The 13,131-nt window shown below is 50.0% G+C and carries 7 protein-coding genes, 2 tRNA genes, 3 rRNA genes and 1 other annotated feature; of the genes, 4 read left to right on the top strand and 8 right to left on the bottom strand.

All coding sequences use genetic code 11. The annotated features are described in order from the left end of the window. Window positions 1-117: 117 nt before the first annotated feature. The 8 genes from rrf to rluD all read right to left on the bottom strand — a co-directional run bounded on the left by rrf (window position 118) and on the right by rluD (window position 10,222). Window positions 118-233: ribosomal RNA gene (gene rrf, locus AC0IWZ_RS15915) — 5S ribosomal RNA — on the bottom strand. Between the two features lie 113 nt (window positions 234-346). Further along, window positions 347-3,255: ribosomal RNA gene (locus AC0IWZ_RS15920) — 23S ribosomal RNA — on the bottom strand. Between the two features lie 206 nt (window positions 3,256-3,461). Beyond that, window positions 3,462-3,537: transfer RNA gene (locus AC0IWZ_RS15925), tRNA-Ala, on the bottom strand. Window positions 3,538-3,650: 113 nt separating this feature from the next. Continuing rightward, window positions 3,651-3,727, bottom strand: a tRNA-Ile gene (locus AC0IWZ_RS15930). Between the two features lie 69 nt (window positions 3,728-3,796). After that, window positions 3,797-5,336 (bottom strand): 16S ribosomal RNA (locus AC0IWZ_RS15935). Together the 16S, 23S and 5S rRNA genes with 2 tRNA genes alongside form the textbook arrangement of a ribosomal RNA operon. Window positions 5,337-5,809: 473 nt before the next feature. After that, the gene (gene clpB / locus AC0IWZ_RS15940) at window positions 5,810-8,383 is read right to left on the bottom strand and encodes an ATP-dependent chaperone ClpB (RefSeq protein WP_410373998.1); all 2,574 of its coding nucleotides are present in this window, start codon (window positions 8,381-8,383) and stop codon (window positions 5,810-5,812) included. Between the two features lie 130 nt (window positions 8,384-8,513). Next, complete coding sequence (yfiH, locus tag AC0IWZ_RS15945) at window positions 8,514-9,245, bottom strand: purine nucleoside phosphorylase YfiH (protein WP_471678940.1); 732 nt, start codon at window positions 9,243-9,245, stop codon at window positions 8,514-8,516. Then, window positions 9,242-10,222 (bottom strand): 23S rRNA pseudouridine(1911/1915/1917) synthase RluD, encoded by a 981-nt coding sequence (gene rluD, locus AC0IWZ_RS15950; RefSeq protein ID WP_034497779.1) that lies wholly within the window; start codon window positions 10,220-10,222, stop codon window positions 9,242-9,244. Before rluD ends, yfiH begins: the two co-directional genes overlap by 4 nt. A gap of 130 nt (window positions 10,223-10,352) precedes the next feature. Here rluD and bamD point away from each other — a divergent pair, with 130 nt between their 5' ends. The 4 genes from bamD (at window position 10,353) to pheA (ending at window position 13,114) form a co-directional block, all read left to right on the top strand. Further along, window positions 10,353-11,090 (top strand): outer membrane protein assembly factor BamD, encoded by a 738-nt coding sequence (bamD, locus tag AC0IWZ_RS15955; RefSeq protein ID WP_034497781.1) that lies wholly within the window; start codon window positions 10,353-10,355, stop codon window positions 11,088-11,090. 272 nt (window positions 11,091-11,362) lie between these two features. Beyond that, window positions 11,363-11,701, top strand: coding sequence for a ribosome-associated translation inhibitor RaiA (gene raiA / locus AC0IWZ_RS15960; protein ID WP_034457302.1), 339 nt, complete (start codon window positions 11,363-11,365; stop codon window positions 11,699-11,701). Window positions 11,702-11,805: 104 nt separating this feature from the next. Continuing rightward, window positions 11,806-11,932: a sequence feature (Phe leader region), on the top strand. Then, complete coding sequence (pheL, locus tag AC0IWZ_RS15965; RefSeq protein WP_193216298.1) at window positions 11,807-11,854, top strand: pheA operon leader peptide PheL; 48 nt, start codon at window positions 11,807-11,809, stop codon at window positions 11,852-11,854. (Overlaps the previous feature by 48 nt.) A gap of 21 nt (window positions 11,933-11,953) precedes the next feature. Continuing rightward, a complete protein-coding gene (gene pheA / locus AC0IWZ_RS15970; protein ID WP_471678939.1) occupies window positions 11,954-13,114 on the top strand; it encodes a bifunctional chorismate mutase/prephenate dehydratase in 1,161 nt (386 codons plus the stop codon). The last annotated feature ends 17 nt before the right edge of the window (window positions 13,115-13,131 follow it).

Consider the following 13,131-nt stretch of genomic DNA (forward strand, 5'->3'; position numbering starts at 1 on the left):
AGTTGCTTAAAAAATTGTGAGCAGGCTAATCTTTTAAAGTGGATTGCGAGAAAATTTCATAAATCACAGACAGCAAAAAGCCCTGTACGTCAGTACAGGGCTTTACACTTATTTGGAGCCTGGCAGTTCCCTACTCTCGCATGGGGAGACCCCACACTACCATCGGCGCTACGGCGTTTCACTTCTGAGTTCGGCATGGGGTCAGGTGGGACCACCGCGCTACTGCCGCCAGGCATATTCTGTTTCATCAACCGTTATGCTGTTCACACAACCATCGACTTAAAATCTCGGTTCAAGCTGAAAATTAAATATCTTAGTCTCTCAACCAAAACACCTTCGGTGTTGTAAGGTTAAGCCTCACGGATCATTAGTACTGGTTAGCTCAACGTATCGCTACGCTTACACACCCAGCCTATCAACGTCGTAGTCTTCAACGTTCCTTCAGGACCCTTAAAGGGTCAGGGAGAACTCATCTCGGGGCAAGTTTCGCGCTTAGATGCTTTCAGCGCTTATCTTTTCCGCATTTAGCTACCGGGCAATGCCATTGGCATGACAACCCGAACACCAGTGATGCGTCCACTCCGGTCCTCTCGTACTAGGAGCAGCCCCCCTCAATTCTCCAGCGCCCACGGCAGATAGGGACCGAACTGTCTCACGACGTTCTAAACCCAGCTCGCGTACCACTTTAAATGGCGAACAGCCATACCCTTGGGACCTACTTCAGCCCCAGGATGTGATGAGCCGACATCGAGGTGCCAAACACCGCCGTCGATATGAACTCTTGGGCGGTATCAGCCTGTTATCCCCGGAGTACCTTTTATCCGTTGAGCGATGGCCCTTCCATTCAGAACCACCGGATCACTAAGACCTGCTTTCGCACCTGCTCGAGCCGTCACTCTCGCAGTCAAGCTAGCTTATGCCTTTGCACTAACCTCACGATGTCCGACCGTGATTAGCTAACCTTCGTGCTCCTCCGTTACGCTTTAGGAGGAGACCGCCCCAGTCAAACTACCCACCAGACACTGTCCGCAACCCGGATCACGGGTCTACGTTAGAACATCAAACATTAAAGGGTGGTATTTCAAGGTTGGCTCCATGCAGACTGGCGTCCACACTTCAAAGCCTCCCACCTATCCTACACATCAAGGCTCAATGTTCAGTGTCAAGCTATAGTAAAGGTTCACGGGGTCTTTCCGTCTTGCCGCGGGTACACTGCATCTTCACAGCGATTTCAATTTCACTGAGTCTCGGGTGGAGACAGCCTGGCCATCATTACGCCATTCGTGCAGGTCGGAACTTACCCGACAAGGAATTTCGCTACCTTAGGACCGTTATAGTTACGGCCGCCGTTTACCGGGGCTTCGATCAAGAGCTTCAGCTTGCGCTTAACCCCATCAATTAACCTTCCGGCACCGGGCAGGCGTCACACCGTATACGTCCACTTTCGTGTTTGCACAGTGCTGTGTTTTTAATAAACAGTTGCAGCCAGCTGGTATCTTCGACTGCCTTCAGCTCCATCCGCGAGGGACTTCACCTACCGACAGCGTGCCTTCTCCCGAAGTTACGGCACCATTTTGCCTAGTTCCTTCACCCGAGTTCTCTCAAGCGCCTTGGTATTCTCTACCTGACCACCTGTGTCGGTTTGGGGTACGATTCGTTGTTACCTGATGCTTAGAGGCTTTTCCTGGAAGTGCGGCATTTGTTACTTCAGCACCGTAGTGCCTCGTCATCACACCTCAGCGTTAGATAAGAGTCCGGATTTACCTAAACTCTCCGCCTACATGCTTAAACCGGGACAACCGTCGCCCGGCTAACATAGCCCTCTCCGTCCCCCCTTCGCAGTAACACCGAGTACAGGAATATTAACCTGTTTCCCATCGACTACGCCTTTCGGCCTCGCCTTAGGGGTCGACTCACCCTGCCCCGATTAACGTTGGACAGGAACCCTTGGTCTTCCGGCGAGCGGGTTTTTCACCCGCTTTATCGTTACTTATGTCAGCATTCGCACTTCTGATACCTCCACCAGACCTCACAGTCCAGCTTCAACGGCTTACAGAACGCTCCCCTACCCAACAACGCATAAGCGTCGCTGCCGCAGCTTCGGTGCATGGTTTAGCCCCGTTACATCTTCCGCGCAGGCCGACTCGACCAGTGAGCTATTACGCTTTCTTTAAATGATGGCTGCTTCTAAGCCAACATCCTGGCTGTCTGTGCCTTCCCACATCGTTTCCCACTTAACCATGACTTTGGGACCTTAGCTGGCGGTCTGGGTTGTTTCCCTCTTCACGACGGACGTTAGCACCCGCCGTGTGTCTCCCGTGATAACATTCTTCGGTATTCGTAGTTTGCATCGGGTTGGTAAGCCGGGATGGCCCCCTAGCCGAAACAGTGCTCTACCCCCGAAGATGAGTTCACGAGGCGCTACCTAAATAGCTTTCGGGGAGAACCAGCTATCTCCCGGTTTGATTGGCCTTTCACCCCCAGCCACAAGTCATCCGCTAATTTTTCAACATTAGTCGGTTCGGTCCTCCAGTTAGTGTTACCCAACCTTCAACCTGCCCATGGCTAGATCACCGGGTTTCGGGTCTATACCCTGCAACTTAACGCCCAGTTAAGACTCGGTTTCCCTGCGGCTCCCCTATACGGTTAACCTTGCTACAGAATATAAGTCGCTGACCCATTATACAAAAGGTACGCAGTCACCCCATAAAAGAGGCTCCCACTGCTTGTACGTACACGGTTTCAGGTTCTGTTTCACTCCCCTCGCCGGGGTTCTTTTCGCCTTTCCCTCACGGTACTGGTTCACTATCGGTCAGTCAGGAGTATTTAGCCTTGGAGGATGGTCCCCCCATATTCAGACAGGATACCACGTGTCCCGCCCTACTCTTCGAGTTCACAGCATGTGCATTTTTGTGTACGGGAGTATCACCCTGTACCCTGCGACTTTCCAGACGCTTCCACTAATACACAAACTGATTCAGACTCTGGGCTGCTCCCCGTTCGCTCGCCGCTACTGGGGGAATCTCGGTTGATTTCTTTTCCTCGGGGTACTTAGATGTTTCAGTTCCCCCGGTTCGCTTCGTTAAGCTATGTATTCACTTAACGATAGTGTGACGAATCACACTGGGTTTCCCCATTCGGAAATCGTCGGTTATAACGGTTCATATCACCTTACCGACGCTTATCGCAGATTAGCACGTCCTTCATCGCCTCTGACTGCCAGGGCATCCACCGTGTACGCTTAGTCGCTTAACCTCACAACCCGAAGATGTCTCGTGAGACACAATCGATGTTGTGAAAATTTGAGAGACTCGAACATATCGTATTCCCATTCCTTATTACGGAGGAATGAGACGACATGTCGTTTCAATTTTCAGCTTGTTCCGGATTTTTAAAGAGCAAATACTTCTCAGCACACTGTTAAACAGTACACTTAGAAGTATTGGGTGAGCATGAAATGATGGTGGAGCTAAGCGGGATCGAACCGCTGACCTCCTGCGTGCAAGGCAGGCGCTCTCCCAGCTGAGCTATAGCCCCATCGATTTCGTAAAACCTTTGATTTACCGTGAATTATTCGCTAGTCAAGGCGCAGCGTCACGAAGCATATTGAAATATGCGAGTGATGCTGTAACGCAGGATAGCGGAGAATCTGGTAGGCCTGAGTGGACTTGAACCACCGACCTCACCCTTATCAGGGGTGCGCTCTAACCACCTGAGCTACAAGCCTATAAGGTTTTACTGCTCGTTTTCTATCAGACAATCTGTGTGAGCACTACGCAAGTTCGTATCTTTCAGGTAAGGAGGTGATCCAACCGCAGGTTCCCCTACGGTTACCTTGTTACGACTTCACCCCAGTCATGAATCACAAAGTGGTAAGCGCCCTCCCGAAGGTTAAGCTACCTACTTCTTTTGCAACCCACTCCCATGGTGTGACGGGCGGTGTGTACAAGGCCCGGGAACGTATTCACCGTAGCATTCTGATCTACGATTACTAGCGATTCCGACTTCACGGAGTCGAGTTGCAGACTCCGATCCGGACTACGACGCACTTTATGAGGTCCGCTTGCTCTCGCGAGGTCGCTTCTCTTTGTATGCGCCATTGTAGCACGTGTGTAGCCCTACTCGTAAGGGCCATGATGACTTGACGTCATCCCCACCTTCCTCCAGTTTATCACTGGCAGTCTCCTTTGAGTTCCCGGCCGAACCGCTGGCAACAAAGGATAAGGGTTGCGCTCGTTGCGGGACTTAACCCAACATTTCACAACACGAGCTGACGACAGCCATGCAGCACCTGTCTCACGGTTCCCGAAGGCACTAAGGCATCTCTGCCGAATTCCGTGGATGTCAAGAGTAGGTAAGGTTCTTCGCGTTGCATCGAATTAAACCACATGCTCCACCGCTTGTGCGGGCCCCCGTCAATTCATTTGAGTTTTAACCTTGCGGCCGTACTCCCCAGGCGGTCGACTTAACGCGTTAGCTCCGGAAGCCACTCCTCAAGGGAACAACCTCCAAGTCGACATCGTTTACGGCGTGGACTACCAGGGTATCTAATCCTGTTTGCTCCCCACGCTTTCGCACCTGAGCGTCAGTCTTTGTCCAGGGGGCCGCCTTCGCCACCGGTATTCCTCCAGATCTCTACGCATTTCACCGCTACACCTGGAATTCTACCCCCCTCTACAAGACTCTAGCCTGCCAGTTTCGAATGCAGTTCCCAGGTTGAGCCCGGGGATTTCACATCCGACTTGACAGACCGCCTGCGTGCGCTTTACGCCCAGTAATTCCGATTAACGCTTGCACCCTCCGTATTACCGCGGCTGCTGGCACGGAGTTAGCCGGTGCTTCTTCTGCGAGTAACGTCAATCACTGCGGTTATTAACCACAATGCCTTCCTCCTCGCTGAAAGTACTTTACAACCCGAAGGCCTTCTTCATACACGCGGCATGGCTGCATCAGGCTTGCGCCCATTGTGCAATATTCCCCACTGCTGCCTCCCGTAGGAGTCTGGACCGTGTCTCAGTTCCAGTGTGGCTGGTCATCCTCTCAGACCAGCTAGGGATCGTCGCCTAGGTGAGCCATTACCTCACCTACTAGCTAATCCCATCTGGGCACATCTGATGGCAAGAGGCCCGAAGGTCCCCCTCTTTGGTCCGAAGACGTTATGCGGTATTAGCTACCGTTTCCAGTAGTTATCCCCCTCCATCAGGCAGTTTCCCAGACATTACTCACCCGTCCGCCGCTCGTCACCCAGGAGCAAGCTCCCTGTGCTACCGCTCGACTTGCATGTGTTAGGCCTGCCGCCAGCGTTCAATCTGAGCCATGATCAAACTCTTCAATTAAAAGCTTGATTTGCTTCAACTCGTGAAGCGGTGCTCAAAAATTAACTTTCGTAATAATTCAACTAAATGAATTACTGCTTGGTCACTCTTCAAGACTTGATATTTTTTTGATACCCGAAGGTATCTGAGATATCAATCCTGCGAGTGCCCACACAGATTGTCTGATAAATTGTTAAAGAGCAGTGAGTTACGCGCTTTCGCTTGCTAACTCGAGGTGGCGTATATTACGCTTTCCTCTTTCAGAGTCAAGCGTTTATTTTCGCTTTTCATCTGAGTGACGGGCCGGTTTGTAAGCCGTTGTGCCGTGTCAGTGGAGGCGCAGTATAGGGATTTTCTGGAGGCTGACAAGTACTAAAATACAAAATACTTATCGACCGCTCACTTTCCAGGCAACACACCTTTAAAAACTCTCACATCGCCTGGTTTTTAAACAAAAACGAGCCCCAAAGGGCTCGTTTTATCTTTTTTGTGACTTACTGCACTGCCACAATATGATTGTCTTTTACTTCCAGATGCACAGATTTCCCAGGAATCAGCTCTCCAGAAAGGATTTGCTGAGCAAGCGGGTTCTCAATTTGCTGCTGGATGGCTCGTTTCAACGGTCTTGCACCATACACCGGGTCATAACCATTCTCGCTAAGCAGCTTCAGAGCCTCTTCAGAGATAGTGACTTCATAGCCACGGTCTTCGAGACGTTTATACAAACGCTGCAACTGAATCTGCGCGATAGAAGCGATGTGTTTTTCACCCAGAGGATGGAACACCACGACTTCATCTATACGGTTAACGAATTCAGGACGGAAGTTCTGGCTAACAACGCCAAGTACAATGTCCTTCATATGACCATAATCCAACTCGCCGAAACGTTCCTGAATCAAATCGGAACCGAGGTTAGAGGTCATAATCACAACCGTATTACGGAAGTCGACCGTTCTCCCCTGCCCATCAGTCAGGCGTCCGTCGTCCAGCACCTGTAATAGGATGTTGAACACATCCGGGTGCGCCTTCTCAACTTCATCCAACAGAATGACAGAGTAAGGACGACGACGAACCGCTTCTGTCAGATAACCGCCCTCTTCGTAACCAACATACCCCGGAGGCGCACCGACCAAACGAGAGACCGAGTGTTTTTCCATAAACTCGGACATATCGATACGCACCATTGCGTCATCGCTATCAAACATAAAGTTCGCCAGCGCTTTGCACAGTTCGGTTTTACCTACACCCGTTGGCCCAAGGAACAGGAACGAGCCTATTGGGCGGTTCGGGTCAGACAAGCCCGCACGGCTACGGCGAATTGCATTCGATACGGCTTCAACCGCTTCATTCTGCCCAATAACACGAGTATGAAGTTGTTGTTCCATACGCAGCAGTTTCTCGCGCTCACCTTCAAGCATTCGCGCCACAGGGATCCCCGTCCAGCGTGCCAGCACTTCCGCAATTTCTGCATCAGTGACTTTATTACGCAAAAGACGCATGGTTTTCCCTTCATTCTGAGTGGCAGCTGCAAGCTGTTTCTCAAGCTCAGGAATTTTCCCGTATTGCAATTCAGACATTCTGGCCAGGTCGCCGACACGGCGAGCCTGTTCAATGGCAATTTTCGCCTGCTCCAGCTCCGCTTTAATTGTCTGTTCACCAGAAAGGGATGCTTTCTCAGCTTTCCACTCTTCTTCCAGCACGGAATACTCACGCTCTTTTTGCCCTAACTCTTCTTCAAGCATACTTAAACGTTTCTGGCTGGCTTCGTCAGACTCTTTCTTCAGTGCCTGCTGTTCCAGTTTGAGTTGGATAATTCGACGATCCAGACGGTCAAGCTCTTCTGGCTTCGAGTCAATCTGCATACGAATGCTGGAAGCCGCTTCATCAATCAGGTCGATGGCTTTATCCGGCAGCTGACGGTCAGCGATGTAACGGTGCGATAGCGTCGCAGCCGCAACAATCGCCGGGTCCGTAATTTGCACGTGGTGGTGCAATTCGTAGCGTTCTTTCAGCCCACGCAAAATCGCGATGGTGTCTTCTACAGTAGGCTCGGCAACAAATACTTTCTGGAAGCGACGCTCAAGTGCCGCATCCTTCTCTATATACTGACGATATTCATCAAGTGTGGTCGCACCGACGCAATGAAGTTCACCGCGAGCCAGTGCTGGTTTGAGCATGTTGCCCGCATCCATTGCACCGTCAGCTTTACCTGCACCAACCATGGTGTGCAATTCGTCAATAAACAGGATGACATTACCTTCCTGTTTAGAAAGGTCGTTCAACACACCTTTAAGACGTTCTTCAAATTCGCCACGATATTTCGCACCAGCCACCAGCGAGCCCATATCCAGAGCCAATACACGACGCCCTTTCAAACCTTCCGGCACTTCACCATTAATAATGCGCTGCGCCAGGCCTTCAACGATGGCGGTTTTACCCACACCTGGTTCACCGATTAATACCGGGTTGTTTTTGGTACGACGTTGCAATACCTGAATAGTACGACGAATTTCTTCATCACGGCCAATCACCGGATCGAGCTTGCCTTGTTCCGCACGCTCGGTCAGATCGACGGTATATTTTTTCAATGCCTGACGTTGGTCTTCGGCACCTTGATCATTCACGTTCTCGCCTCCACGCATTTGCTCAATTGCTGCTGTCACATTTGCCGTGGTAGCACCCGCTGATTTCAGTAAATCAGTTAATGTTCCGCGTGATTCAAGTGCTGCCAGAACAAATAACTCTGACGAAATGAAGTTGTCATTTCTTTTTTGCGCCAGTTTGTCACACAGGTTTAATGCACGGACTAAATCCTGAGAAGGCTGAACGTCACCGCCCGTCCCTTCAACTTGTGGCAAACGGCTTAATGCTTGCTCGATCTCAGTACGCAGCTTTCCGGCATTTACACCAGCAGATGTCAGTAAAGGGCGTACAGATCCGCCTTCCTGATTGAGCAAAGCGCTCATCAAGTGAAGGGGTTCGATAAATTGGTTGTCGTGCCCGAGAGCTAAAGATTGGGCATCGGCGAGAGCAAGCTGGAATTTATTAGTAAGACGATCCAGACGCATAACTCCTCCCATAAACAGGTCAAATTTGCTACTGGAGATTAAATGAGGTCATCCCTCAATTATTCAAGGTTAATGACCTGAAATATTTGAAGCGTTTGTTACCTGCGCTGGATCGTCTTGATTCAATAAGTTATATCAGCCAAATGAAACTTGCCATACGGCCTGCGGTTCTGTCGCGTCGATATGAGAAAAAATCATCCGCTTCGCTGTAGGTACAACGGTCGCCACCATAAATTTGGGTAATGCCTACAGCTGACAAACGCTGGCGGGCCAGCGCGTAGATGTCTGCGAGGTATTTATCCCCAGACGGGCGAAATGCGCTGTCGGCCTGAATATCTTTGGCCATAAACGCTTCACGCACTTCAGGGCCAACTTCAAATGCTTCAGGTCCGATAGCCGGGCCAAGCCACGCCATAATATTTTCTGGCGCGTCTTTAAAACAAGCTACGGTTTCTTCAAGAACGCCTTCGCACAGGCCGCGCCATCCAGCATGAGCAGCCGCAACTTCCGTTCCGGCCTTATTACAGAATAGCACCGGCAGGCAATCAGCAGTCATTACCGCACAAACAGTACCTGGCGTTGAGCTATATGAAGCATCAGCACGTTTGGACAGATAAGGTTCACCGGTCAGCTTTAATACTTCTTTGCCGTGAACCTGCTCTAACCAAACAGGCTTAGAGGGCAACATTGCTGCGGCAAAGAAAAGGCGACGGTTTTCTTCGACATCATCCAGATTATCACCGCAGTGAGCACCCAGATTAAGCGAGTCGTAAGGCGGCTGACTCACGCCGCCAATACGTGTCGAACTGCACGCAGCCACTCCTTGAGTAAGCGGCCAATGCGGGACGATCAATTTACTCATAGCCAGTCCAGTTGGTCCTTGTGGAGTTCTGTATCAACGCGCAACGCTTCAATTAACTCGACCATATCCTGAGGAATTGGCGCATGCCATTCCATCAACATACCGCTGATCGGGTGATGGAGGCGCAGCATAGTTGCGTGTAAAGCCTGCCTGTCAAACTTACGCAGCACGCTGACAAACTCTTCCGATGCACCTTTTGGTGGGCGTGGACGACCGCCATAAAGCTGATCGCCAACCAACGGATGAGTGATATGCGACATGTGTACACGAATCTGGTGAGTACGACCGGTTTCCAGACGCAGGCGCAGACGCGTATGAACACGGAAATGCTCCATGATTCGATAGTGTGTAACCGCAGGTTTACCCATTGGATGCACAGCCATATGTGTACGTTTGGTCGAATGGCGACTGATTGGCTCATCTACTGTGCCACCTGCCGTCATATGACCAATTGCGACTGCTTCATACTCACGCGTGATTTCGCGTAATTGCAAAGCCTCAACCAGGTGAGTTTGCGCCGGTACTGTTTTCGCCACCACCATCAAACCGGTGGTGTCTTTATCCAGACGATGCACAATGCCCGCACGCGGCACATCGGCAATCGGTGGATAATAATGCAGCAGTGCATTTAGTACGGTTCCGTCAGGATTACCCGCACCAGGATGCACAACGAAATCTCGCGGCTTGTTAATCACCAGAATATCGTCATCTTCATAGACAATATTAAGCGGGATATCTTGTGGTTCCCAGCGCACATCCTCTTCGATTTCTGCATTGATTGTGACGCTCTCGCCACCCAATACTTTTTCTTTTGGCTTGTCGCTGATCGTGCCGTTGACCAGCACGCGTTGTTCAAGAATCCATTCTTTTATGCGCGATCGTGAATAATCAGGGAACAATTCGGCCAAAGCTTGATCTAAGCGTTGACCGAGTTGAGATTCGGACACTGTTGCGGTGAGTTGTACTAGTTGTGCCATAGACAGCTTCTTCGTTAACGTTGGGTTTTACGGCAATGCCGTTTAATATAGTGTGCTATTGTAGCTGGTCTTTATCGGGAGCTGGTACTGTGAGCCTCCCGGATAACATTCTGAGGAAAGTCAAAACGTCATGACGCGTATGAAATATCTGGTGGCAGCAGCCACGTTGAGCCTGGCTTTGGCTGGTTGCTCCAGTTCCAAGGATGAGGTTCCTGATAATCCACCTTCTGAGATCTATGCGACTGCCCAGCAAAAGTTGCAGGACGGTAACTTTAAAGCGGCGATAACGCAACTGGAAGCGCTGGATAACCGTTATCCGTTCGGGCCTTACTCACAGCAAGTGCAGTTAGATCTTATTTACGCTTACTATAAGAACGCTGATTTGCCGCTGGCTCAGGCTGCGATCGATCGCTTTATGCGTCTGAATCCTACCCATCCAAACATCGACTACGTACTTTACATGCGTGGTCTGACGGATATGGCGTTGGATGATAGCGCATTACAAGGTTTCTTCGGTGTAGATCGTTCAGACCGAGATCCTGCTCATGCTCGTGATGCTTTCAACGATTTCTCTAAACTGGTTCGTGGTTATCCGAACAGCCAGTATGTCACCGATGCCACCAAGCGTCTGGTGTTCCTGAAAGATCGTTTAGCGAAATATGAGCTTTCGGTGGCGCAATACTACACTAAACGCGGCGCGTGGGTTGCAGTAGTTAACCGTGTCGAAGGAATGTTGCGCGATTTCCCTGATACTCAGGCCACTCGTGATGGTCTGAAGTTGATGGAAAATGCTTACCGCGAAATGCAAATGCCGGCTCAGGCCGATAAAGTTGCTAAAATTATCGCGGCTAATAGCAGCAAAGCCTGATTCGCTGATTTATAAAAACAAAATGGCAGCCCTGGTGGCTGCCATTTTTATTGCCTGAAACACCAAACTGAAACGGTTTAGCGTCAGGTCATCCCATCAAATATGGACGCAATTTCTTCGTTCCACAAGCTTTAAAAACAGAGATCCTGTCCTGCCTCACAAAAAGGGTTTGCTGACAAAATGTGACAAAATAGTGTGATTCACATCACGCATTTTGACATTCAGAAAGGTATGCTGGAGTTACCAAGACGGGAAAGACAAGAGGTAACTTTATGACAATGAACATTACCAGCAAGCAAATGGAAATCACCCCAGCTATTCGTCAGCACGTCGCAGACCGTCTCACTAAACTGGACAAGTGGCAAACTCATCTAATTAATCCACACATTGTTTTGTCCAAAGAACCGAAAGGATTTGTGGCTGATGCCACCATTAATACGCCAAACGGCCAGCTCGTAGCGAGCGCTAAACACGATGATATGTATACGGCTATCAACGATTTGATTAACAAACTGGAGCGGCAGTTGAATAAAGTGCAACACAAAGGTGAAGCGCGTCGCACAGCAGGCTCAGTGAAAGACGTTGCTATCGCGGAAATTGAAGAAGAGTAAATTTTAGCTTTATCAATCACACCAACGCGCCTCCGGGCGCGTTTTTTATTGACAGAGCGAAAACAGACCGGGTACCTTACTTGTACGACTTATCAGGAACCGCCCATGAAATTATTTCCGTTTTTCTTCGCATTCTTTTTTACCTTCCCCTGAATGGGAGGCAATTCGTCGTGTGATAAAGAATGCGAAGACGAACAAACAGGCCTCCCCCAGCGGGGAGGCCTTTTTTATGGAATTTAAAAAGGTAGCGTTATGAGTGAGACAAACCCATTGCTGGCACTACGCGATAAAATCAGTGCACTGGATGTAAAACTGCTGGCTTTGCTGGCAGAACGTCGCTTGTTGGCTGTAGAAGTCGGAAAGGCGAAACTTGCGACTCATCGCCCAGTGCGTGATATCGATCGTGAGCGAGATTTGCTGGAGCGCCTGATTACTCTGGGTAAAACGCATAATCTGGACGCCCATTACATCACTCGTCTGTTTCAACTTATCATTGAAGACTCAGTCCTGACACAGCAAACGCTATTGCAGCAGCATCTTAATAAAACTAATCCGCAATCAGCTCGAATCGCGTTCCTCGGCCCAAAAGGTTCTTACTCGCACCTTGCCGCTCGTCAGTATGCCGCTCGTCACTTTGAACAGTTTATTGAAAGTGGCTGCGCTAAGTTCCATGACATCTTCAACCAGGTTGAAACGGGCCAGGCCGATTACGCCGTCGTACCGCTAGAAAACACCAGCTCAGGTGCCATCAATGATGTGTACGATTTATTACAACACACCAGCTTGTCTATCGTTGCTGAAATGACCGTGCCAATCGACCACTGTGTGTTAGTTAATGGCACAACCGATCTGAACACTATCCAGACGGTGTACAGTCATCCGCAACCGTTCCAGCAATGCAGCCAGTTCATTAATCGCTACCCGCACTGGAAAATTGAATATTGCGAAAGCACCTCTGCGGCGATGGAAAAAGTGGCTCAGGCAAATTCTCCACTTGTTGCAGCTCTGGGCAACGAAGCCGGCGGTGCGCTTTATGGTTTACAAGTTCTTGAACGCAACCTGGCAAACCAGACACAGAACATTACCCGTTTCATTGTGTTGGCACGCAAAGCGGTAGAAGTGACCGACCAGGTCCCTGCCAAAACGACCTTGCTGATCGCTACCGGTCAACAAGCCGGTGCTCTTGTAGAAGCGCTGCTGGTTCTGCGTAATCACAATCTGATTATGACGAAACTGGAATCTCGCCCGATTAACGGCAATCCGTGGGAAGAGATGTTTTATCTGGATGTTCAGGCAAACCTGAACGATGAAACGATGCGTAAAGCTCTGCGCGAACTGGGTGAAATCACTCGCTCCATGAAAGTGCTCGGCTGCTATCCAAGCGAAAACGTAGTGCCTGTCGATCCGGTATAACACTGGCAGTAAGCCAG

It is taken from the genome of Buttiauxella sp. AC142 (genome assembly GCF_979253435.1).

What these genes read in the sequence shown, in the direction of transcription:
- clpB (WP_410373998.1), bottom strand. Translation starts at nt 8,383, where the DNA reads ATGCGTCTGGATCGTCTTACTAATAAATTCCAGCTTGCTCTCGCCGAT.
- pheA (WP_471678939.1), top strand. Translation starts at nt 11,954, where the DNA reads ATGAGTGAGACAAACCCATTGCTGGCACTACGCGATAAAATCAGTGCA.
- bamD (WP_034497781.1), top strand. Translation starts at nt 10,353, where the DNA reads ATGACGCGTATGAAATATCTGGTGGCAGCAGCCACGTTGAGCCTGGCT.
- yfiH (WP_471678940.1), bottom strand. Translation starts at nt 9,245, where the DNA reads ATGAGTAAATTGATCGTCCCGCATTGGCCGCTTACTCAAGGAGTGGCT.
- rluD (WP_034497779.1), bottom strand. Translation starts at nt 10,222, where the DNA reads ATGGCACAACTAGTACAACTCACCGCAACAGTGTCCGAATCTCAACTC.
- raiA (WP_034457302.1), top strand. Translation starts at nt 11,363, where the DNA reads ATGACAATGAACATTACCAGCAAGCAAATGGAAATCACCCCAGCTATT.